The following is a 20982-nucleotide window of genomic DNA, read 5'->3' as shown; positions in this document are numbered from 1 at the left end:
TAGAAGCGATTTGCGTCTAATAGCAAGAAAAAAGCCCAAATAAATGGGCTTTTGAAAGGTTTTTTATCTAACTGAATATGATGGTTTATTCAGGTATAAATTGACGGTTTATAGCTGATTCTGGATCAAAGCTGTCGACGGCAATATTTTGCGCTTTGGCGGTCCATTGCCATGTGGTGGCGAGTCGTTCTTTGGTAAATGCGCCGTAACCGTCTTGATCGCTGACAGCGTTATACACTAACGATTTAATCGAATTAATGGTGTCTGTGGCGGTGCTAGCGTCGACTTCGGGTACCATCTCATGAACGATTTGTCCGCTTTCCTCGGGGTGTGCCCAGGTGTATTCAATGGCTTTTTTATACGCTGCGACAAAGCGTTTTGTTACATCAGGATGTTCATTAATAAAGCGATTAGAGGCAATAACTGAGGTGGAATAAAATTCTAAACCGGCATCGTACCAAGGTAGTATTTGCAGTGTTTTGCCCGCGCTTTGAGCTTGTTGTTGATAAATTACGGTGTCAGTTACCCAGAAAATTAGGATATTGAAAACTATGAAAAATAGTATTGATTATACCTTTTAGATTTGTTAGATTTTTGTTATTGGATTGTCATGGAAGTTAAAGGAATGAGACGACTATATATATTTGACATGGATGGAACAATTCTACCTGAATCTACAGGTTTACTAGAATTGGCCAAAAAGCTTGGAACTGAGACACAGCTTTTTGAGCTAGAAAAACAATTTTCTGAACGTAGAATCACTACTTATCAATTCACTGATCTTATATCAAAACTTTGGGGGGAAATAGACAAAAATGTGTCGTTTTCTGCCTTCCAAGATGCAAAAAAAATCGATCATATTTCAGAGTGCCTTGCAGAAATAAAGGGTCGAGGAAGTCTGAGCTGTTTAATTACAATGTCTCAGGATGTATTTGCAAGTCATTTTAGTATTTATGGTTTTGATCATATCTTTAGTTCAACATATCCTCCTCATTCAGATGAATATTTTAAGATTTTGTCTCCTGAAGATAAACCATTAATTGCTATGGATTTATGTAATAAATATAATCTTGATTTTGATGAATGTATTGCATTTGGTGATTCATTAAGTGATGAGCCATTATTTTCTAAGCTTACAGAAACTATTGCGGTAAATGCGAGTCCTGAGTTAAAGAAAATAAGCAAATATAATTATTCTGGAAACTCGATATTAGAAGCATACAGAATGATTTCTTTTTAAGGATTAAATTTCACAAGGAGTGTTTTTTATGGTAGATATTATTAACCCTGGTCGATTGAAGGTTTCAGATGCATTAACAAAAGTAGTTAGTCACTATTTCGGTAAAAATAATATATCCGAAGCTTTATTAAAACAGTCTTGGATTGAGGAGATAGCATCTTATCCTAATTTAACCGAAAATGGTTGGTACAATCCCCCTCATTTAGGTGCTGCAATTTTAGCATGTAATAGTAATGATGTTACGCGTAGCCATTTTAAATCATTTAGAGACTCTCAGTTTTTTTCAAATAATCAAGCTATTAATTGGAAAGATCTTATTCTTGTGGCGTATGCGTCTAATGTTGATAATGAATCTGGCGTTCCTGCCGATTTTGCTACTACTGCATATTTTGGTGAGTCGCCTAAAATACGCGCATATTTTAGGAAATGCTTTAATGTTTGTAATGAATTTTTTTCTAATTTTGAGGCGAACTCAACAAGTGGGCAAGCATATTTGTTGATAGATCGTATTGCATCCGAAAATGGGTTAGAAGGAAAAACATGGAGCCTCTACAGATAATGATTATAATTTTGGTCATACCCTTCCTTCTTTATATGATCTAATGCCAGATTTGAATAATACATCAAAAGAATTAAGTGATATTAGTGCTCAAAAAATGAGAAAGTCAAGGCAGTTTTTAAGTGGCTCCTCTGACTGGAATTTATCTGATTCAGGTCAGTTTACTATTGACCCCCAGTTTATAGTACCTTCGGATATATCAATGCCCAAAGTAATGATACATTATGTTGTAGATGCATCATCTAAAAAGATAAAGGTTTGTAATAGCTGTGAGCATTTACCGCGAATGTTGGGGTTATTATGAGTTCTATTGTGGCAATTAAAAGTATCGAGTTAGAAAAAACACAATGGATAGATGTTTTTATTCTATGGATTGTTGGTGTTTTCGCAGCAATGCAGTTTGCAAAATTTTCGGTTTCCTATGATCTTCTTCTTACCGCTTATGATGTCGGTGCTTCTTCTATTGGTGCGTTGTTATCGATAGTCGGTTTTATCGGATTATTATTTGGTGTTGTTGCTGGGGTACTGTCTGGATATTTAGGCTATCAAAAGGTTCTTATTGGATCTCTAGTCATTGGGGGAGGGTTGTCATTTATTCAATCAGTGCTTCCTTCGTATTCTGTGTTACTAATTACTAGAATTATAGAAGGAATATCACATCTTGGTATAGTGGTTGCCGCACCAACACTTATGCTACGGAGTGCTGCAAAACAGCATTATTCTCTAGTAATGGGGTTGTGGGGAACTTTTTTGGTGTGGCTTTTGCTATTGCTGGGTGGTTAGGAAGCAAGATTATTTTAAATTATGGAATCTCTGGTGTTTTTCTTGCTCATGCTTTTTTGTCTGTTCCTCTCGTGCTTTATTTCCTGCTGCCAGCACGTAAAACGCTTAATACTCCACCAAACATTAACAAATTAACCTTTGCTAGCTTTTTTACTCAAACCATTCAGGTTTATTTGAATCCAAGAACATTTTTGCCAGGATTAGTATTTCTGTTTCATACAACTATGTTTGTGGCTCTTTTGACATTTGTTCCTAGATTATCTCCTGATGACACAACAAAAAGCTTACTTTTAATATTGCTGCCATTATGTAGTATCGGGGGGACTTTTTTATCTGGTGCTTTGTCTCAATATTGTTTACGTCCTCAAAATTTGGTGTTTCTTGCGTATGTAGGCGTTGCTCTGATTACCTATTTTGTTACTCAGTTTGAAGACTCACCGCGATACTTCTTATTGACTGCTTTATTATTGTTACTGGTATCTGGAATTGTGCAGGGTACGGCTTTTGCTTTAATACCTGCATTATCAACAACAGAATCAGAGCAAGCAATGGGGAATGGTGCAATAGCGCAGCTAGGAAATTTAGGGGTAACTGTTGGTCCACCTATCTTTGCTTATGCAATTGATTTGAATGGTAGCCAAGGGTTGTTTTTCGTACTAACAGGCTTGTGTGTCGCAGGCTGTCTTGTGGCCTTTATTTCTCGTCGATACTGAGATCTTTTCAATCTAGAACGTGATGGAATTACCTGTACCAGAACTAAGAAAAGCCCAAATAATGAAGTGACCCCCAATAGTTGGACAAACAACATTGGGGGTCACTTCATAAATGGGCTTTTTGAAGAGTTTTTATTTCAGCAAATGAAGGTGTTAATTAAGGCATAAACTGGCGATTTACCGCCGATTCTGGATCAAAGCTGTCGACTGCAATATTTTGTGCTTTGGCGGTCCATTGCCATGTGGTGGCGAGTCGTTTTTTGGTAAATGCACCGTAGCCATCTTGCTCGCTGACGGCGTTATAAACCAAGGATTTGATCGAGTTAATGGTGTCTGTCGCGGTACTTGCATCGACTTCGGGTACCATCTCATGGACGATTTGTCCGCTTTCTTCCGGGTGCTTCCAAGTATATTCGATGGCTTTTTTATACGCTGCGACAAAGCGTTTTGTTACATCAGGATGTTCATTAATAAAGCGATCTGAAGCAATGACGGACGTTGAATAAAATTCTAACCCAGCATCATACCAAGGCAGTACTTGTAAGGTTTTGTTCGCACTTTTGGCTTGTTGTTGGTAAATCACCGTGTCTGTTATCCATGAAATAACGACGTCTGCATTACCGGAAAGTAACATTGGGTTTAAGGCACCAGCGTCGGCTTTGATTAACTTTACGCTGTTTGGATCAACGCCATTCACGTCTAACAGCAAAGGTAAGAAGACATTTGAAGACGTATAAGGCGAGGTGGCGATGCGTTTTCCAGCGACGTCTTTGACACTTTTAACGCCTGATTCAGAGAGAACAAAAAAAGCATGGGGTGCTTTACTAAAAACCGAATAAACCGCAGAAACTGGTACATCGTTTTGAGCTTTTGCCATTAATAGTGCGACCAAGTCGGATAAACCCAAATCGGCATTGCCTGTGGCGAGTTTGCTAATGGCGTCGGTAGAGCCTCGGCCGCTGGCAACGGTTACGTCTAAATCGGCGTCTTTGAAAAAGCCTTTTTTGATACCAACATAAACAGGCGCTTTGTCGCCACCCGGTAGCCAATCAAGCTGAAATTTCACTTTGTCTATTGCAAATGCGGTGCTGCCATTTAAAGCCGTAAATGCCACGGCCCCAGCTAGGCATAGCTTACCAAATAGGGATGTTTTTAGTGGGTTGTTCATTGTGTTCTCCATGCTTCATCATAGATTCGGCTTTGCTTTTTTTAAGCAAAACAAACTCATTCACAGAAACAACCACAAAGAAAACCAGATGAGGAAAGAGCGAGAGGGCTGGGTACACAGTCGAGTTTGTTGGAAACGGCTGTCACTTCCCTTTCGACATCCTCTTTGGGTTGTCGATAAGGCAGTGAGCAATGCCCGAACTTGGTTTTATTGATATCAGCTCCAAGTTTGACCGCTTCTACTCATTGCGCCACGCAAACAATTTGCGCTATTCATGACTAAGCAACAAGTAGGCCAAATAGGATGGTCTATAAAATCGACCGTTTTGTATTTTGCGTGCTTTTTTTATGCCCTTGAATTGGGCGATTTAAGGCGTCTCTGCACTATAAATACAAAAATCAGAGGATTTTATGGGCTTTTTTAAAGCGGGTGGCTGTGTACTTGCTGCCGTTGAGCAGACTGGTACAGGGCTTGCTTTGTGATTGCATTGGATAGATCCAATTTAAAATCATTAGTATTAGATCAAAGAGTAGAAGCGGTTAAGCCTTGCGGCCTGGACATTGCTCTTTCCTAGAAGGAGAGTGTTATGACTCAGTATTTAATCCGCCAAGCCAAAGCCGTTGTAGGTTATGAGTTTCCTCAAGAGATCCGTATTAAAGATGGCGTGATTGCCGCCATTGCACCTACTTTGTATCGCGAACCAGACGATGAATTGATCGATGCATCAGACTGTGTCGTTTATCCTGGTTTTGTCAATACTCACCATCACCTTGCTCAATCCATTTTAAAAGGCGTTCCTACTGGCTTAAACCAAGGGTTAGGGGAATGGCTAGCGAGTGTTCCCTATCGTTTTTGGCCACAAATTACGCCAGATTTAATGTATGTTGCAGCAAAATTAGGCCTTTATGAACAACTGCGCTCTGGGGTGACAACCTGCGCGGATCACCATTACTTATATCATGCGAGTACATCCCCAGAGTTGGAAGACGCTGTTTGGCGTGCGGCGGAAGACTTGGGCATTCGCTTAGTTTTATGTCGTGGTGGTGCGACGGTACAGGGCAGCCATAAAGGTATGCAAGACAGCGGCATTGTCCCAGAGTCATTGGTGTTGTCACTAGATCGCCTTGATGCTTCCTATAAACGCTATCATGACGACAGCCCATTCAGCATGCGACGTTTAGTCATCGCGCCTACCAGCTTGGTTCATACCTCACCCGCCGAAGATTTACGTCGTTACGCTCAGTGGGCAAAAGAACGAAAATTACTGCGCCATTCGCATTTATTGGAAGTGTCTTTTGATGAGCAAATGGCGCAACAGAATTTTGGTATGAGTGCCATTGATTACGCACTGGATTGCGATTGGTTAGGGGAGGATGTGTGGTTCGCTCACTTGGTACAAGCGGATGCTCATGCCATTGAATTGCTGGCACAAACTAAGACTCGAATCGCCCATTGTCCCACGTCAAATTGTCGACTTGGTAGCGGCATTGCCCCGATTCTGGCGATGGAAAAGGCGGGCATGTCAATTACCCTTGGTGTGGATGGTTCTGCGTCCAGTGAAAATGCTTCTATGCTGCAAGAGTTGAATTTAGCTTGGCTGCTGCATCGTACTCAGGGTGGCCCAGCCGCCACGAATGTAGCGCAAGTGCTTAAATGGGGCACGCAAAATGGCGCCGAGCTTTTAGGGCTGAAAACAGGTCAAATAGCCGAGGGGTATGCTGCGGATTTAGTCTTGTATTCCCTTGATGCACCCCGTTTTTCTGGTGTACACAGTCTGTTAGAAGCGCCCATCTTATGCGGCGAACCAGCGTTGATTCAACACAGCTTTATTAACGGCAAGCGAGTGGTGGAAAATGGCCAAGTGCTCGGCGTGGATGAAGCCGAATTAATACAGGATGTAAAAGTTGCTGTGTTGGAACTGTTAGCCAGAGCGCCATCTAATTGATTGCAGTATATAAGAAGAGACGAGTAAACTAATGCTCCATTTTTGTTAGACCCTGAGGATACGGATGTCGCTTTCTGATGCCCAAGTAGCGGACAAACCGCAACGGCGCTTAGCCGAAAAAGAGTTCATTGCGCTGTTTGCCTTGATGATGTCACTGACCGCGTTGAGTATGGACGCCATGTTGCCAGCGTTCCCACAAATTGCGGCATCACTTGCTATTGTGGATTATCAACAAACTCAGTGGATTGTCTCAGCGATGATTCTGGGTATGGTGTTTGGTGAGATCGTTTTTGGCCCGCTGTCGGATGCGATTGGCCGTAAAAAAAGCATTTTAATTGGCGTTAGTATTTATCTCTTAGGTTCTGTGATTGCGTTATTGGCGACGTCTATCGAGGTGTTTTTGCTGGGCCGTATGATTCAAGGTTTTGGTGTTGCTGGCCCTAAAATTGCCTCCCGTGCCTTGGTGCGAGATTTGTACAAAGGCGCCGCTATGGCGCGCATTATGTCGTTTGTCATGATGGTGTTTATTCTTGTGCCCATGCTTGCACCGTCATTGGGGCAACTGGTGATTAAAGTGGCTGATTGGCGCTGGATTTTTGCTTTATTGATGATACAAGCCGCTGTTGCCGGTGGTTGGCTTTTGTTACGCCAACCAGAAACCTTGCTAAAAGAGAACCGTGTACCGTTAAACCGAAAACGCTTAATGGCTGACGTGCGCATCATTCTGAGTCGTCGTGATGTGATGGCCTTTACCATTCTGTTAGGTTGTATTTTTGGAGGTTTGATGCTGTATATCAGTACGGCACAATCTATTTTTCAGGATGTGTATGACACGGGTGATCGTTTTCCGTTGTTCTTTGCCATGCTGGCGATAGGTTCTTCTATCATTAACTTTTCAAACGGCAAAATTGTCCTGCGAGTAGGCATGCTGCGCTGCGTGGTTGGCGCGTTAAGTGTTATGTGTTCGACCGCGTTTATCCTGTTAGTTGTGGCTTTTTTCTTTGATGGCGTGCCGCCTTTTGTATTTTTTATGGTGCTGGGTATGGTGATGTTTTCATGTCTCGGTATGGTCTTTGGTAATGTGAATGCCATGGCGATGGAGCCATTAGGGAACATGGCAGGGCTTGGCGCTTCGCTAATCTCGTCTTTATCAAGCTTAATTGCCATTGTCTTAGCAACCATCGCAGGACAGTTCTATAACTTTACTGTTATTCCTTTGGCTAGCGGTTTTGCTATTTTTTCTATGATTGCTTTAGTCATGCTGAACTATGGGCATAAGCAAAGTCAGCGTCATGCTGAAGAATGAGACTTTTCATCGCATAGTTTGTTTGGTGAAGGTGTGTGTCATTCAGTTGTCAGCAAAGTAGGTTAGAATAGAGGTTCAGTTTTTTGTATGAGCAACCTATGTCCTCTCAAGTATCTCCCTCTGCGCCCTTAGCAAAGCAACTTTTCTCCATGACATGGCCGATGATGTTTGGCATTTTGTCGTTGATGAGTTTTCAGTTGGTGGACAGTGCTTTTATTGGTCAGTTGGGGGTTTTACCACTGGCGGCACAGGGTTTTACCTTGCCCATTCAAATGATTGTGATCGGTCTGCAGGTGGGTCTTGGGATTGCGACAACGGCGATTATTTCAAGAGCTTTAGGGGCGGGGAACACCCGTTACGCCAAGCAATTAGGTGGTTTGGTACTGATGATGGGAAGCGTGGGGATTGCTTTTTTTAGCGTGCTTATTTGGTTGTTACGTCATCCGATTTTGGCGTTATTAAGTGCCCCTGATTCTGTCTATCCTATTATTGATGCTTATTGGCCTCATTGGTTGCTGAGTGCGTGGGTTGGGGCATTAATCTATTTTTACTACAGTATTTGTCGTTCCAATGGGAACACCTTGTTACCTGGTATCATGATGATAGTCACCAGCGTACTCAACTTGGTGTTAGACCCTATCTTCATCTTCACGCTAGACCTTGGCTTGAACGGTGCCGCGATGGCAACGACGGTGGCGTTTGGTCTGGGTGTTTTGATGGTTGCGCCGAAAGTGGCTCGAAAGCATTGGATTACCTTTGATTGGCAAGACTTAAATATCGTCAAAAGCTTGGCGTCGATTGGTCATATTATGGGGCCTGCGATGGTCAGTCAGTTGTTGCCGCCTGTGTCTTCTATGTTAGCCACTAAGTTAATTGCTGGGTTTGGTACGGCCGCGGTGGCTTCTTGGGCGCTGGGACTCACGCTTTGAGTTTTTCTCTATTGTTGCTGTGTTGGCGCTGACTATGTCTATGCCTCCCATGGTAGGGCGATTGTTAGGCGAAGGTCGCTTGGATGATGTGCGTTACGTGGTGCGTTTGGCGTGTCGTTTTGTCTTGTCGTTTCAGTTAGTGATCGCCGTCATTACTTTTTTTATCTCGGGCGTATTGGCAAACTTAATGACCAGCGATGAAGACGTCTCGATGATTTTGCATTGGCATCTGATGATAGTACCGGTGAGCCTTGGTTTGCTTGGTATCTGTATGTTGATGGTGTCTATCTCTAATGCGTTAGGAAAATCCTACACAGCTCTAACAATATCGGCATTGCGCTTGTTTGCTTTCTTTCTGCCTTGCCTATGGATTGGTTCTGAACTAGCGGGGCTTAAAGGGCTGTTCTTCGGTGTTTTGGTCGGCAATATCCTCGCGGGTATTTGTGCTGGGCGTATGTACCTAAGAGCATTAGCTCAAGTAGAGAGAAAACAAACTATTTAACAGCTTCATGCTCTGGTAGAAATTTATTCTTTAATTGAGTGGTTAACCTTGTAGCCACTTATTTATTGATTTGTACCATATTGATATAGATATTAAGCGTCGACTTTTAACGCTTGAACTATTTGCTCGTAAATCACATCCACGGCTGCCGATTTTTGTGATCGTTTACTGCGAAAGACAGCCACTTCCATTGCCGCTAGTTTAGGTAAATCATATTCAGCGGGTAAATTTTGTAAAATTTGCAATTCGGCAGGAACACTGCAACGAGTCAGTGCTGCCACCGCTAATCCACTTTCCACCGCAGCAAGCTGACCAGCTAGCCCCGAGCTTTTATAAACAATGCGATAATCTTTGTTGAACTTATTTAAGGCCGACAATGTTTCAATTTGAGCCATACTACCCGCTTCATAGACAGCGATAGGTAGAGGATTGCGCCGCCACACTTCGTATTTTGACGCTCCCACCCAAACCATTGGCTCCTGAAAAAGCAACTCCCCATTTTCTGGTTTGTCGCGAGAGATTAGCGCTATATCCAGTTCGTTGCTATTGATACGTGGAATAAGAGAGGTTGATTGTTCGCAGGTTAATTCGATTTCTACACCCATATAGCGACTAACAAAGCTTCGTAAAACGGGGGCCAAGTACATGGCATAGTCATCAGGAACACCGATGCGAATTAGGCCGGTCAATTGCGTGCCAAACAGGGCCTCATAGGCCTCAGACTGTAATTCGAGGATTCGTCGTGAGTAGGCAAGTAATTCAATGCCTTTTGATGTGACCTCTAAATGACGGGGTCCTCTAGATAAAATAGCTGTACCAATAATGTCTTCTAACTTTTTGATGTGCATGCTGACGGCAGATTGAGAGCGATGCACCAATGGCGCGGCGGCGGATAAAGACCCAGTATCGACCACTGCCACAAAGGTTCGTAACCAGCTTATTTGTAAGTCAGGGTAATTCATTGGTATTACCTATTCGTTTTTCGAATGATTGTTTAGTGAATTATGCGTTTTACTCTTATATATAACTAAGCGACGCTTGCTGCAAGAACAGAAGGTATTCATTTTAAACTGAGGGTTAAACATGGTTTCTGAAGCAGCTGGTGTAAAGGAGATTTCTTCCACTTTATCGGTTAGCCGTGGCTTGCTCTATGTGTCCTTTGCTGCCATTGCGTGGGGCACGGGAGGGGCTGTCGCTGCTGTTCTCTATCGCAGTGGTCTTGGGCCGATTGCGGTCTCGTTTTGGCGCTTCGCCATCGGTATGTTGGTTCTTGCTATTGTGGCACTCATCATGAGTTCGAAAGACAAAAGAAGCGCCATGCGAGACTTTATCCGCGAGCGCTGGGCACGAGTTATTATCATTGGTATGGGATTCGCGATTTACCAGACCGCCTATTTCGCAGCGGTGCAATATAGCGGCTTAGCAGTGGCTACCATAGTGACGTTAGGGTTGGGACCAATTTTGATGGCTATCGGTTCTTATCTGACAATGGGTGAACGAATCGGCTGGTCGGGTGCACTGATCATCGCCTTTGCTATTTTTGGTCTTGCTTTGTTGACGGGTGGCGGAGATGTTGGGTCTAATTCATTGCTAGGGCTGGCTTTCGCTTCCCTATCTTCTGTCTGTTATGTCAGTGTCACTCTTATTACTAGAGCGATGGGTCGGCGTGATCGTACTGATCAATTTAATGTTACCTTTTTTGGCATAATAGTCGGAACCGTTTGTCTATTGCCATTCGCCTTACTTGAAGGCTTGCTGCCTCTTTCAGGAAATTTGTATCATAGCCTTGTTCTTCTCAGTTACCTTGGTTTGGTGCCGACCGCTGTTGCCTACATACTGTTCAATACAGGCCTTGCTTCTGTCCGCGCTACAACGGCATCGGTTATCGTGCTCGTCGAACCCGTGACGGCGGCGGCTATTGCTGTGCTATTTTTGGGAGAAAAACTGACGCCTTTGGCTATGTTTGGTGTGATTATTTTAATGGCATCGGTTGTTGTTCTGGCGCTTACTGAACGCCATAGTGCAGGATTCGTTGCTAAACAAAATTGTTAGTCAAGACAGTTCATTGAGCAATATTGTCCAATCTTTTCTGTTTGTTATTGGTTAGTCTATGGTTATTGATTGGGCGAGTTGAGAGAGGGTGTGATGTCGGCAGAAAATCGTTTTCAGTTTGCGAAAAGCGCTGTGCTTGATGAAGTCATGTTGCTGGAAGCCTCTATGAGCGATTTTTCTTATGGTACTCATGCCCATGAAGAGTTTTCTTTCGGCGTGACCTTATCCGGTCGTCAGGATTTCTTCGCTTTAGGTGAACATCACAAAAGCTATGCTGGCAATGTGATTGTGTTTAATCCTGAAGACGCTCACGACGGTCATTCTGGTGGTGACGATACGCTGCACTACAAAATGCTCTATGTTCATCCTGATCAACTAAGCCCTATGCTTGCCAGTGCTGGCGTTCGACGAGCACAAGACTTTCGTATCGAACATACTGTGCAACACGATGCTGTGCTCAAAACGCATATTCTGCGTTTGGCCGCTTTAGTGGAAAGTACGTCAACCTCGGCATTGGAGTACTCGTCTGCGTTGTTTGAATTTGCTGAATATTTAGCGCGCCAAAAGGGAATTCAGCGCTCTGTTAGTCTAGACAAGTCCAAACGCCGCGCGAAAGACCCTGTTTTTGAGCGAGTGCGCGATTATTTACATGCTCATGTCGGGGAAGAAGTGTCTCTCGACGAGTTAAGTCAAGTGGCGCATATGTCTAAGTATCATTTGTTGCGTTGTTTCCGTGATTATTTCGGTATGACGCCCCATCAGTATTGGCAAAACTATCGTATTAACCGTGCCAAAGAAGCGCTTGAGCTTGGTATGCCGTTAGCGGATGTGGCTTTTACCTTTGGCTTCAGCGATCTGAGTTACTTTAACCGACGATTCAAACCCATGTTTGGCCTCACGCCTTATCAATTTAGGCGCACTTTGCTGCGTAGTTAGTCGTACTACTCACTACTTTACATACCGAATGTTACTGACGTCTTTTTATCAATATCCATTTGAGGAATACCCATGCTCGAAATACTCATTTATGCCTTTGGTGTTATGTACAGTCCAGGACCTGCCAATATGCTGGCGTTGTTTGCCGGAATAAATGGGCAAGGTTGGCGGGCGTTCTTGTATTGCGTTGGTGTTGGGGCCGCCATGCTGATCTTGTTTCTATTGATTGGCTATTTAGGTGGCGAGATTATTCCCCAAGACTATCAATCCTTTATTGCTGTATTGGGTGGCCTGTATATCGCCTACCTTGGGCTGAAAATCTTATGGGCGAGCTTTCAGCAAAGTACGTTGAAAGCCAAAGATACAGAAGTGAGCTTTAAAACCGGATTGATATTACAACTTTGTAATCCTAAAGCCTTGGTCGCCATTGTGCCTATTGTGACCGTGCAATTTCCACGAGCACAGATCGAGGGTTGGCATATTGCTCTCTGGTCACTCGGGCTTGCCGCTATGGCCTGCGGTGCGCCAAGTGTGTATTTACTCGCAGGCTCTCGTCTTAAAAAAGCCGCAATGAATCCTATCATCATGGCGTGGGTGAATCGCATTATGGCGCTGTTATTACTCTATGTGGCGTATCGATTTATCTTCGCTTAGTAAAAGCATACAGAACAAAGAGAAAGTGACAATACAGAGGGGTTGTATTGGATTCTGTGTGTTTTTTTAATGATCTGTCTGCGTCTGTTGGGCTGGTACTAAGGCGTTTATTATTGCTTGCTCAGACGTTTCACGACATTAGGAGGTTGGTATGATCATCATTGCATTGCTACAGCACATTTCGGTTTGTTTTCAACGTTACCACTCTCGTAAGAAGCTTGCGTCTTTGTCCCATGAACTGCGCAAAGACATGGGCATCATGCAAGACAGTTTTGAGGCGGAAGTTGCTAAAGGTAATCTATTTACCTTGATCAAAGAGATGAGTGATTATCCAAAAAAATAGAGAACGGCAAAATAGATTCGTGCAGAAATGGATTGATTCTGTTTCGATGTGTTTGTTGTGTCGGCATTTGCAGAGTATGCTATTCGAATATATTTATTTGTAGGTTTAATGGTGTGCTAAAAGTACCTCGTATTGTCTTGATTATGATGTGTCTGCTGGCGGGAGGAGGGTTGCTTTTATCGGCTTTAATCCAAGTGACTCCTTATCACGACATGGCACATCATAGCTTGCCGATATCGGTGGACGTACATGCAGCACATTCGGTAAATGCTTCAATGCAGGAGTCGAATTTAGCGTCTTTTGCTTCTCACCATCATGCTTCGGACATGAGTTATCTTGACTGTGTTGATCACTGTACTTTGGCGGTTTTATCACCGTTCTTTGAACCGTTTTCAGCATTGACACATTATTGGCCATTGTTAGCGTCGCGCCAGCAATGGCCCCATCATTTTTTAGAACCTGTCACACCGCCACCTCGATTATCAATGTTTACTGTGAGTTAAAACACGCGTTATCAAACGCGATATTGTCACCATCCGTACGAATGTGTTCATTATTGGTATAGATTCTAGGGATGACTAAACACTCCATAATGTGAGATGAAATTATGATAGGTATTAAAAAATACAGTGTTGCGGCGATGTTAGCCAGCAGCATAGCTCTGTCTGGCTGCACCAATGTGGTGAATGACACAACCCCTCATAAAGGGCACGACACGATGTCGTCTTCTGTAAGCCGTGATGTGCCTTTGTTTGTGCAATCCAACCAAAAAATGATGATGGATATGCATGCCACAGAGTTGACCGGAGATGCGGACTACGACTTTGTAAAGGGCATGATTCCACACCACCAAGGGGCGATTGATATGGCGAAACAGTTGCTTGCCTCCGCGCAGATGTCTGACAAGTTGAAGCCTTTGGCCGAAGACGTTGTGGCGGCTCAATCGAGTGAGATCGCCTTTATGCAAGACTGGTTGGTCAGCTATGGAGAAGCGCGACCATCGGCAGAAGCAGAGCAAATTAAAGCTGCCTACGCTGCGATTAATGCGACCATGATGGCGGAGATGCATGGATTATCCGCCAGTGGCGATGTGAATAGTGACTTTATAGACGGCATGATTCCACATCATGAGGCCGCGGTAGCCATGGCAAAAGTGCTGCTGCAGTTTAGTCGTGACCCAGCACTCATCAAAATGGCGCAAATGGTGATCAGCGAACAAACTCGTGAAATTAACGTAATGCGACAGTATTAAGCTAAAAACCCTACCGATCCAATGATCGGTAGGGTTTATCAGCTAGGCGTTTATTCTTCAAATGTCCCTTTGATTTGGACTACGCCATTGTTTATATGACAAATACCTTGAGCGAAAGTGTGTTGAATATCGAGATTATGATCCAAGACCAAAAAGTCAGCGTCTTTTCCTACTGATATTTTGCCTTTGTTGTTCGCTAATCCTAGGCATTGGGCTGGAGCCTGAGTGAAAGGAATAATCGCCTCAGTGATCGACATATTTTCGACCTGAATCATTTCTTTTAGCTGGTAGAGTAAAGAGCTAAAACCTGCCACTTTTAAACCAATAAGCTCGCGTTTTTCATTAAATACTGGAATAGAGCCATTACCATCAGAGCTAATGCAAACTCGACTAGTATCGATGTTTTGTTCTTTACAGCGAGCTAAAAAGCGAGACGCTTTGACACTGCCTTTTGCGCCTTTGTCTGGGTTTATGCCTGCGGTCAAATCAACAAAACCACCTAGTTTTAACCATTCCATACCTTGATCTGCCAGTAACTCGGTGCGATTGACGTGAGTCGGTATGAACTGAGAAATTGGAATGTCTGAGCGTTCAACTACCTCAAACAGCGGTCCAAAACCTTTTGGGGAATTGCCAAGATGTACGACAACTCGACCGCATTTTCCAGAAATAAGACCTGCAACACGTGCTTCTGAAGCCATGCGTGATAGCTCTTCTATGGTTGGTTGCGAAGACCTATGGTCGGAAAGGGCGGTTTTTAAACCAATGACTCGGTCGATAAAGACAATATCTCGTTGAATTGATTGAGTAATGGTCTCGGTTGGAACCTTATAACCACCAGTAAACATATACGCACTAACGCCCTCTGTGGTGAGCGCTTTTGTTTTAGCGTAAAGACTTTCATTATGGCGTGTTGCGTTGTCTGTTCCTAATAAGCCAACTACCGTGGTAATGCCTGCTTTGGTTAAATGACTGAGCAACACTTCGGGTGTACGAGTGTGATAGCCGCCTTCGCCACCGCCACCAATCAAGTGCACATGACCATCGACAAAACCTGGGATGAGTGTTTGTCCTTGTGCATCAATAACCTGAGTATCAGTGATATTTGTGATATCGATCTTGCTGTCTATCTTTAAAATTTTGCCAGCAGCGATCAAAATATCGTTGATACCAAGTGCCTCTGGAGCGTACACATTTGCATTTTTGACGAGAGTGAACATATATAAAACCATAATGGATACATTTTGCTGTTGTTTTTATATTAAATGAATACATTAATCAAGTTCCTATTGCTTGTATTTCTATCGTCTACTGTCGCAGATAAGATGACTCTATGCTAAAATCTTGTTCATATTTTATGCGGTTTTATTTAGAAACCTCATTAAACTCAATTAGATAGGCTTTCATGAGCGAAAATAACAAACAAAAAGCAGTACTGTCGGTTACGGAAGACATACGAGCTAAAATCTTGGATGGTACTTATCCTGAAGGAATGGCGCTTTCGCAAGTGGATATTGCCAGTGCTTATCAAGTTAGCCGCACGCCAGTGCGAGAAGCTTTGCAGATATTAGCTGGAGAAGAGTTAGTTGAAATTCGCGATACAGGCAGAGCAACGGTCACGACCATTTCGCCAGAAAGTTTTCTTGAAAAGTGTGAGCTTAGAGCGTTAATTGAAGTGAAGTTACTTGAATTAGCTATTCCGTTGATGGGGCCAGAGGACATTGCGAAAGCCCGTGAAATCAATGAAAGCCTAAAAAAATGTGCTCCTGAGGAATGGACGCCATTAAACTATCAGTTCCATGAAGTCTTATATAAACCTGCCAATCGTCCTTTGATGCAAAACGTGATCAAAGACCTACATCATCGCCATTATGCGCGTTTGAAGTCTTTTATTTTGAGTCACCGTAATACGCCTCGCTCCTTACGTGAGCACGATGAATTGATTGATCGCTGCGAACGTCAGGACATAGAAGGCGCTTGCTATGCGTTGGAAAGTCATATCATGATGAGCGCTTATGCACTGGCTGAACAATTGAAATCTCAGCAATTAAAACGCCGTCAAGCTACCAAGTTGTAACCTTCTGTATTACCTAATTAACACACCTTCTTAAGGTTTTTTCCTGAGAAGGTGGTGATCCCCATGTCTGTTTTTCTCCTATAGATGTTTTTTAAACGTGCCGATTTTCTCTCATTTGGATGGCGTGTGTTCTAAATCATGCAATCAAATTGAATTTTATGTATCCATTTTTTCATTATTGACTATTAATATGTATCCAAAGTATTCTTTGTTTGTCACATCGGAACTCAATATAGGAATTACAACAATGAAAAAACTAATTGCGACTGCGATCATTGGTGCTGGAGTTTTATCTACTAGTGCTTCTGTCTACGCAGCGGACAAGCTAGAAGAAGTAAAAGCACGCGGTGTTATGAAGTGTGGTATCCATCCTGGTAAAGCGGGTTTTTCAACGCCTGATACAAAAGGCAATTGGACTGGACTAGATGTTGAGCTTTGCAAAGCCGTTGCTGCAGCGGTATTTGGCGATGCATCTAAAGTTGAGTTCATTACCATGAACTCTCGTAACCGTCTAACGGCGTTAGTGACAGATGAAATTGATATGTTGGCGCGTTCTACTACCTTCACTGCTACGCGTGATGGTTTGAATGGTGTGGATGTCACCACGCCTTGGTTTTATGACGGCCAAGCTTTGATGGTGAAAAAAGAGCTGGGTGTGAATTCGATTGAAGAATTAGACGGTGCGACTATTTGTACTTACCCAGGTACGACAAGCGAGAAAAACATTAACGACTATTTTGAGTCGCGAGGTTTAAGTTATAAAGCGCTCATCGTAGAAGGAAGTGCTGAATCTACGGCCGCTTATCTAGCGAATCGTTGTGATGCTGTGACCAATGATGCCTCTGCTTTAGCGGCTGATCGTCAAGGTATGCCAGATCCATCGGCAAACGTGATTTTGCCTGAACGTATTTCCAAAGAGCCATTGGGTGCTTATGTAAAACAAGGCAATGACGAATGGCGTCAAGTCGTTACTTGGACAGCAATGGCCTTGATTGAGGCAGAAGAGCAGGGGATCACTCAAGATAACGTTGATGAAAAACTAAACAGTACCAAACCTGACGTGATGCGCTTACTTGGCACAGAAGGCAGTTTGGGCAAGAACTTTGGCTTAGATGATAAATGGGCTTACAACGCCATTAAAGCGGTGGGTAACTACGGCGAAATCTTTGATCGTAACCTCGGTAAGGATTCTTCGCTTAAGTTCGATCGCGGTTTAAATAACCTTTATACCAAGGGCGGTCTGTTATACGCCTATCCGTTCCGTTAATGACCATATCTGCCAGTTTATTCATGAATAAACTGGCTTTTATTATGATCAATACTTTTTAGTTAGCTTAATGGCAGTGGTTTATGCATTCTTTTTTATATAACCGAAAAGTGCGAGATACTCTGATACAGCTCGTATTTTTTGTAGTCATTTGTTTTGGCGCCATGTATTTAGCATTCAATGCTGCGACCAATATGCGTGATGCTGGTTTGACAAGCGGTTTTGATTTTCTTTTTCAGCGCGCAGGCTACGATATTAGCTACAGCTTAATTCATTATGATCCAAAAACCTCTTCGCACCTTATGGCGTGGGCGGCTGGAATGGTCAATACGATTGCGTTTGCTGTCATAGCTATCTTGTTAACGACGGTGCTGGCTTTGTGTTTGGCTATTATGCGTTTGTCACAGAATTTTTTACTGTCTAAGGTCTCTCTTTGCATCGTTGAATATGTTCGCAATGTGCCGATTTTGGTGCATATCTCGGTTTGGTATACCTTATCTTTGACATTACCTGGAGTCCGTCAGGCGTTTAATTTTGGTGATGTATCGTTTCTTTCAAATCGTGGTTTATCCATTCCTAGTGTGGTGTGGAATTATGGCATATTGGCATCATTAGTGTTTGTCACACTATGGGGAATACTGTTTTTTGCTATTAAAAAAAGGATGACGACAACAGGACGCCAATGTCTCTCTATTTTGCTGATGACGATTATTTTGGCTGTGTCGGCAAGCTTAGTTTTTTCGCCTGTTATTAGTTTTAATACACCAAGACTGGTTGGTTTTAACTTCCAACAGGGTTGGACGCTTCCTCCAGAATTTATAATGCTCATTATCGCAGTAAGTACTTACTCTGCAGCACATGGTTCAGAAGTCATTAGAGGAAGTATCTTGGCGATTTCTAAGGGGCAAATGGAAGCCGGTCTAGCGCTTGGTGTAAAGCCCAATATTGTGATGAATAAAGTGATAATCCCTCAAGCCTTGCATTCTATTATTCCACCAATGACGTCTATTTATATCAACGTACTAAAAGCCGCTGCATTGGGTTCGGTGGTTGGCTTTATGGACATTATGGGCACCATGGGTGGCAGTAGTTTAAACATTACCGGTCAAGCCATCGAGTGCATCGTGATTGTTATGGCGAGTTATGGTTTTTTGAACCTGATATTGGCAGCCATTATGGGACGTTTCAACAAAGCTATGCAGTTGAAAGGACGATAAGATGAATCATCAAACAAACATAGAACAAATAATCGGTAAGCCTGTTGAGGCGAGAGCGAAAAAAGCGACGCCTCTCAGCTTTAGCCGAGTTGTTGTGTGGATAAAACGTAATCTTTTCAACACTTGGTTGGACAGTGTGGTGACTTTGTCCATTATTGCACTCTTGTGTTTACTGTTGCCAAAAGCTTTAGATTGGCTGTTTTTCTCCGCCACCTTTAGTGGAACCAGCCGCGCAGATTGTGCACCGAGCGCTGCGTGTTGGATTCCGATCCGGCAATACATGGATTATTACATCTACGGACCTTTTCCTGAGTCTGAGCAATGGCGAGTGAATTCGGCGTTTGCCGTAGGGCTTTTTGCTTTTCCCTTGTTGTTTAGTCAACGAATTCCACAAAAATGGATTGTAGCTTATATCCTTGTTTTGCCAGTTGTACTTTGGTTGTTGCTTAAAGGTGGGTTCATCTTTGAAGATATTTCAACCAGTGCGTTAGGCGGCTTAACGCTGACCTTTTTCTTGGGCATTATTGCTATGTGTTTGTCGTTGCCTGTCTCTATTCTTTTGGCATTAGGTCGACAATCTCAGTTACCCATTTTGCGTTGGGCTTGTACCGGCTATATCGAGCTGATTCGCTCGGTGCCTGTGATTACTTTCTTATTTATGGCGTCTTTAGTGTTGCAGCTTTTTTTGCCAAGTGGTGTGTCTATCGACGTATTGTTCCGAGTCTTGTTTGTGCTGATTTTCGTTTCGGCTGTGTACAAAGCAGAGATCATTCGTGGAGCGATCCAAGCCGTACCAAAAGGCCAAATTGAAGCCTCTTATGCGATGGGCTGTGGCTATTGGAAAACGATGGCGTATGTGGTGATGCCGCAAGCACTACGTAACTCAGTCCCTGCGTTAATCACTAACTTTATCGGTTTATTTAAAGAAACCACCTTGGTGATGATTTTAGGATTATTGGAAGTGATGGGTGCGATTAATGCGACGTTTCATAACGCGGAATGGCTTGGGCTTCATGCAGAAGGTCCGATTGTTATTTCAGCGTTTTTCTTTATCGCTTGTTTCTCTATTGCCCAATATGGCGCGCATCTAGAGCGCCGTATTAAACGCACAAAACATTAATGGGAATACATTATGTCTGAACAAACAGTAGTAAAGCTGGATCAAGTTAACAAATGGTACGGTAAATATCATGCGCTACGTGATATTGATTTAGCGGTCGCCAAAGGCGAAACCATCGTGATTTGCGGACCTTCTGGTTCAGGGAAATCCACCTTGATTCGTTGCCTTAATAATTTAGAGCAACACGACGAAGGCGATATTACTATTTGCGATATCACCATCAGTGACAATGTTAAAGACATCGAGAAAATTCGTCGTCATACGGGGATGGTGTTTCAGCACTTTAATCTTTTCCCCCATATGACGGTGCTAGATAACTGCACCTTTGGCTTACGTCATGTGCTGGGGATGCCTGTGGCACAAGCGAACGATATCGCGCGTGATTTACTTAGTAAGGTGAAAATTGGCGATCAAGAGCAAAAGTATCCTGGTCAATTGTCAGGTGGTCAGCAGCAGCGTGTTGCCATCACCAGAGCGCTAACCATGTCTCCAGACATTATGTTATTTGATGAACCAACCTCCGCACTTGATCCTGAAATGATTTCTGAAGTGCTGGAAATTATGCGCTCATTGTCGAAAGACGGTATGACAATGATTTGTGTGACTCATGAGATGGGCTTTGCCAAAGAATTTGCGGATCGTATTGTCTTTATGGAAGCGGGCAGCGTGATTGAAATATCGCCGCCAAAAGAGTTTTTTGTGAAACCAAAAACAGAACGCGCCAAAGCTTTTCTGGACCAAATATTAGCGCACTGATGGCTTTTGTTATGACATTTTAAAGTTTCTTATCCAACTCGATAAGAAGACAGACCATCTCCTCCCAGGGAACGGTCTTTTTTTGAGGCAATGCGGCTTGGTCTGTATTGCCTCTTTTTTTGTCCTGCAGTTTCTCTCAGACGTGAGATACAATAAGCACTCT

The 20982-nt window shown here is 43.2% G+C and carries 22 protein-coding genes and 2 pseudogenes; 19 read left to right on the top strand and 5 right to left on the bottom strand.

Going from position 1 to position 20982, the window contains the following annotated elements; all coding sequences use genetic code 11:
- Positions 1-85: 85 nt before the first annotated feature.
- Together AC0L6V_RS15740 and AC0L6V_RS15735 are read right to left on the bottom strand one after the other, a co-directional pair.
- Positions 86-298 carry a hypothetical protein gene (locus tag AC0L6V_RS15740; RefSeq protein WP_265218099.1) on the bottom strand — a complete coding sequence of 71 codons (213 nt, stop codon included), beginning with the start codon at positions 296-298 and terminating at the stop codon, positions 86-88.
- A gap of 33 nt (positions 299-331) precedes the next feature.
- Positions 332-511, bottom strand: a pseudogene (locus tag AC0L6V_RS15735) (ABC transporter substrate-binding protein); the annotation flags it as partial.
- Positions 512-610: 99 nt separating this feature from the next.
- On the opposite strand from AC0L6V_RS15735, the gene AC0L6V_RS15730 reads away from it, so the two are divergent.
- From AC0L6V_RS15730 to AC0L6V_RS15715, 4 genes and pseudogenes are all read left to right on the top strand, one after another.
- A complete protein-coding gene (locus AC0L6V_RS15730; RefSeq protein ID WP_265218098.1) occupies positions 611-1240 on the top strand; it encodes an HAD family hydrolase in 630 nt (209 codons plus the stop codon).
- 28 nt (positions 1241-1268) lie between these two features.
- Positions 1269-1799, top strand: a complete 531-nt coding sequence (locus AC0L6V_RS15725) for a hypothetical protein (RefSeq protein ID WP_418138415.1) — start codon at positions 1269-1271, stop codon at positions 1797-1799.
- Positions 1800-1842: 43 nt separating this feature from the next.
- Entirely contained in the window at positions 1843-2103 is a 261-nt protein-coding gene (locus AC0L6V_RS15720; RefSeq protein WP_418138414.1) for a hypothetical protein, read from the top strand.
- Positions 2100-3295 (top strand): annotated as a pseudogene (locus AC0L6V_RS15715) (MFS transporter). The gene AC0L6V_RS15720 and the pseudogene AC0L6V_RS15715 overlap by 4 nt, the downstream one beginning before the upstream one ends.
- A gap of 157 nt (positions 3296-3452) precedes the next feature.
- Here AC0L6V_RS15715 and AC0L6V_RS15710 read toward each other — a convergent pair.
- Positions 3453-4463, bottom strand: a complete 1011-nt coding sequence (locus AC0L6V_RS15710) for an ABC transporter substrate-binding protein (RefSeq protein ID WP_265218093.1) — start codon at positions 4461-4463, stop codon at positions 3453-3455.
- A 586-nt stretch (positions 4464-5049) separates the two neighbouring features.
- Here AC0L6V_RS15710 and AC0L6V_RS15705 point away from each other — a divergent pair.
- The 4 genes from AC0L6V_RS15705 to AC0L6V_RS15690 all read left to right on the top strand — a co-directional run bounded on the left by AC0L6V_RS15705 (position 5050) and on the right by AC0L6V_RS15690 (position 9145).
- Entirely contained in the window at positions 5050-6408 is a 1359-nt protein-coding gene (locus AC0L6V_RS15705; protein WP_265218092.1) for an amidohydrolase family protein, read from the top strand.
- Between the two features lie 64 nt (positions 6409-6472).
- Complete coding sequence (locus tag AC0L6V_RS15700) at positions 6473-7714, top strand: multidrug effflux MFS transporter (protein ID WP_265218091.1); 1242 nt, start codon at positions 6473-6475, stop codon at positions 7712-7714.
- Positions 7715-7812: 98 nt separating this feature from the next.
- Entirely contained in the window at positions 7813-8643 is an 831-nt protein-coding gene (locus tag AC0L6V_RS15695; RefSeq protein WP_418138413.1) for an MATE family efflux transporter, read from the top strand.
- Positions 8644-8677: 34 nt separating this feature from the next.
- A complete protein-coding gene (locus AC0L6V_RS15690) occupies positions 8678-9145 on the top strand; it encodes an MATE family efflux transporter (protein ID WP_418138412.1) in 468 nt (155 codons plus the stop codon).
- 92 nt (positions 9146-9237) lie between these two features.
- Here the strand turns inward: AC0L6V_RS15690 and AC0L6V_RS15685 are convergent, their stop codons facing one another.
- Complete coding sequence (locus tag AC0L6V_RS15685; protein WP_265218088.1) at positions 9238-10107, bottom strand: LysR family transcriptional regulator; 870 nt, start codon at positions 10105-10107, stop codon at positions 9238-9240.
- Positions 10108-10228: 121 nt separating this feature from the next.
- Here AC0L6V_RS15685 and AC0L6V_RS15680 point away from each other — a divergent pair, with 121 nt between their 5' ends.
- From AC0L6V_RS15680 to AC0L6V_RS15655, 6 genes are all read left to right on the top strand, one after another.
- The gene (locus AC0L6V_RS15680; RefSeq protein ID WP_265218087.1) at positions 10229-11197 is read left to right on the top strand and encodes a DMT family transporter; all 969 of its coding nucleotides are present in this window, start codon (positions 10229-10231) and stop codon (positions 11195-11197) included.
- 93 nt (positions 11198-11290) lie between these two features.
- Entirely contained in the window at positions 11291-12133 is an 843-nt protein-coding gene (locus AC0L6V_RS15675) for an AraC family transcriptional regulator (protein ID WP_265218086.1), read from the top strand.
- 72 nt (positions 12134-12205) lie between these two features.
- Complete coding sequence (locus AC0L6V_RS15670; protein WP_265218085.1) at positions 12206-12787, top strand: LysE family translocator; 582 nt, start codon at positions 12206-12208, stop codon at positions 12785-12787.
- A gap of 151 nt (positions 12788-12938) precedes the next feature.
- Positions 12939-13130, top strand: a complete 192-nt coding sequence (locus AC0L6V_RS15665; protein ID WP_265218084.1) for a hypothetical protein — start codon at positions 12939-12941, stop codon at positions 13128-13130.
- A gap of 113 nt (positions 13131-13243) precedes the next feature.
- Positions 13244-13633 carry a hypothetical protein gene (locus AC0L6V_RS15660; protein ID WP_265218083.1) on the top strand — a complete coding sequence of 130 codons (390 nt, stop codon included), beginning with the start codon at positions 13244-13246 and terminating at the stop codon, positions 13631-13633.
- Positions 13634-13737: 104 nt separating this feature from the next.
- Positions 13738-14382 (top strand): DUF305 domain-containing protein, encoded by a 645-nt coding sequence (locus tag AC0L6V_RS15655; RefSeq protein ID WP_265218082.1) that lies wholly within the window; start codon positions 13738-13740, stop codon positions 14380-14382.
- A gap of 50 nt (positions 14383-14432) precedes the next feature.
- Here the strand turns inward: AC0L6V_RS15655 and iadA are convergent, their stop codons facing one another.
- Positions 14433-15602: a beta-aspartyl-peptidase gene (iadA, locus tag AC0L6V_RS15650; protein WP_265218081.1), complete on the bottom strand. Its 1170-nt coding sequence runs from the start codon at positions 15600-15602 to the stop codon at positions 14433-14435.
- Positions 15603-15787: 185 nt separating this feature from the next.
- Here iadA and AC0L6V_RS15645 point away from each other — a divergent pair, with 185 nt between their 5' ends.
- From AC0L6V_RS15645 to AC0L6V_RS15625, 5 genes are all read left to right on the top strand, one after another.
- Entirely contained in the window at positions 15788-16459 is a 672-nt protein-coding gene (locus AC0L6V_RS15645; RefSeq protein ID WP_265218080.1) for a GntR family transcriptional regulator, read from the top strand.
- 247 nt (positions 16460-16706) lie between these two features.
- On the top strand, positions 16707-17726 hold the full coding sequence (locus AC0L6V_RS15640) for an amino acid ABC transporter substrate-binding protein (RefSeq protein ID WP_265218079.1): 1020 nt from the start codon (positions 16707-16709) through the stop codon (positions 17724-17726).
- Between the two features lie 83 nt (positions 17727-17809).
- Entirely contained in the window at positions 17810-18943 is a 1134-nt protein-coding gene (locus AC0L6V_RS15635) for an amino acid ABC transporter permease (protein ID WP_265218078.1), read from the top strand.
- A gap of 1 nt (position 18944) precedes the next feature.
- Complete coding sequence (locus AC0L6V_RS15630; protein WP_265218077.1) at positions 18945-20063, top strand: amino acid ABC transporter permease; 1119 nt, start codon at positions 18945-18947, stop codon at positions 20061-20063.
- A gap of 12 nt (positions 20064-20075) precedes the next feature.
- Positions 20076-20819 carry an amino acid ABC transporter ATP-binding protein gene (locus tag AC0L6V_RS15625; RefSeq protein ID WP_265218076.1) on the top strand — a complete coding sequence of 248 codons (744 nt, stop codon included), beginning with the start codon at positions 20076-20078 and terminating at the stop codon, positions 20817-20819.
- Positions 20820-20982 lie beyond the last annotated feature (163 nt).

Source organism: Marinomonas sp. G8-14, assembly GCF_055808935.1.
Note: the sequence above shows the minus strand (reverse complement) of the source record. Positions and strands in the feature narration are given on the sequence as shown.

Excerpts from the sequence above, each read along its gene's own strand:
- AC0L6V_RS15675 (WP_265218086.1), top strand. The coding sequence starts at position 11,291 with ATGTCGGCAGAAAATCGTTTTCAGTTTGCGAAAAGCGCTGTGCTTGAT.
- AC0L6V_RS15680 (WP_265218087.1), top strand. The coding sequence starts at position 10,229 with ATGGTTTCTGAAGCAGCTGGTGTAAAGGAGATTTCTTCCACTTTATCG.
- AC0L6V_RS15665 (WP_265218084.1), top strand. The coding sequence starts at position 12,939 with ATGATCATCATTGCATTGCTACAGCACATTTCGGTTTGTTTTCAACGT.
- AC0L6V_RS15645 (WP_265218080.1), top strand. The coding sequence starts at position 15,788 with ATGAGCGAAAATAACAAACAAAAAGCAGTACTGTCGGTTACGGAAGAC.
- AC0L6V_RS15695 (WP_418138413.1), top strand. The coding sequence starts at position 7,813 with ATGTCCTCTCAAGTATCTCCCTCTGCGCCCTTAGCAAAGCAACTTTTC.
- AC0L6V_RS15685 (WP_265218088.1), bottom strand. The coding sequence starts at position 10,107 with ATGAATTACCCTGACTTACAAATAAGCTGGTTACGAACCTTTGTGGCA.
- AC0L6V_RS15705 (WP_265218092.1), top strand. The coding sequence starts at position 5,050 with ATGACTCAGTATTTAATCCGCCAAGCCAAAGCCGTTGTAGGTTATGAG.
- iadA (WP_265218081.1), bottom strand. The coding sequence starts at position 15,602 with ATGTTCACTCTCGTCAAAAATGCAAATGTGTACGCTCCAGAGGCACTT.
- AC0L6V_RS15720 (WP_418138414.1), top strand. The coding sequence starts at position 1,843 with ATGCCAGATTTGAATAATACATCAAAAGAATTAAGTGATATTAGTGCT.
- AC0L6V_RS15640 (WP_265218079.1), top strand. The coding sequence starts at position 16,707 with ATGAAAAAACTAATTGCGACTGCGATCATTGGTGCTGGAGTTTTATCT.
- AC0L6V_RS15740 (WP_265218099.1), bottom strand. The coding sequence starts at position 298 with ATGGTACCCGAAGTCGACGCTAGCACCGCCACAGACACCATTAATTCG.
- AC0L6V_RS15725 (WP_418138415.1), top strand. The coding sequence starts at position 1,269 with ATGGTAGATATTATTAACCCTGGTCGATTGAAGGTTTCAGATGCATTA.
- AC0L6V_RS15700 (WP_265218091.1), top strand. The coding sequence starts at position 6,473 with ATGTCGCTTTCTGATGCCCAAGTAGCGGACAAACCGCAACGGCGCTTA.
- AC0L6V_RS15690 (WP_418138412.1), top strand. The coding sequence starts at position 8,678 with ATGTCTATGCCTCCCATGGTAGGGCGATTGTTAGGCGAAGGTCGCTTG.
- AC0L6V_RS15625 (WP_265218076.1), top strand. The coding sequence starts at position 20,076 with ATGTCTGAACAAACAGTAGTAAAGCTGGATCAAGTTAACAAATGGTAC.
- AC0L6V_RS15730 (WP_265218098.1), top strand. The coding sequence starts at position 611 with ATGGAAGTTAAAGGAATGAGACGACTATATATATTTGACATGGATGGA.
- AC0L6V_RS15655 (WP_265218082.1), top strand. The coding sequence starts at position 13,738 with ATGATAGGTATTAAAAAATACAGTGTTGCGGCGATGTTAGCCAGCAGC.
- AC0L6V_RS15630 (WP_265218077.1), top strand. The coding sequence starts at position 18,945 with ATGAATCATCAAACAAACATAGAACAAATAATCGGTAAGCCTGTTGAG.
- AC0L6V_RS15710 (WP_265218093.1), bottom strand. The coding sequence starts at position 4,463 with ATGAACAACCCACTAAAAACATCCCTATTTGGTAAGCTATGCCTAGCT.
- AC0L6V_RS15670 (WP_265218085.1), top strand. The coding sequence starts at position 12,206 with ATGCTCGAAATACTCATTTATGCCTTTGGTGTTATGTACAGTCCAGGA.
- AC0L6V_RS15635 (WP_265218078.1), top strand. The coding sequence starts at position 17,810 with ATGCATTCTTTTTTATATAACCGAAAAGTGCGAGATACTCTGATACAG.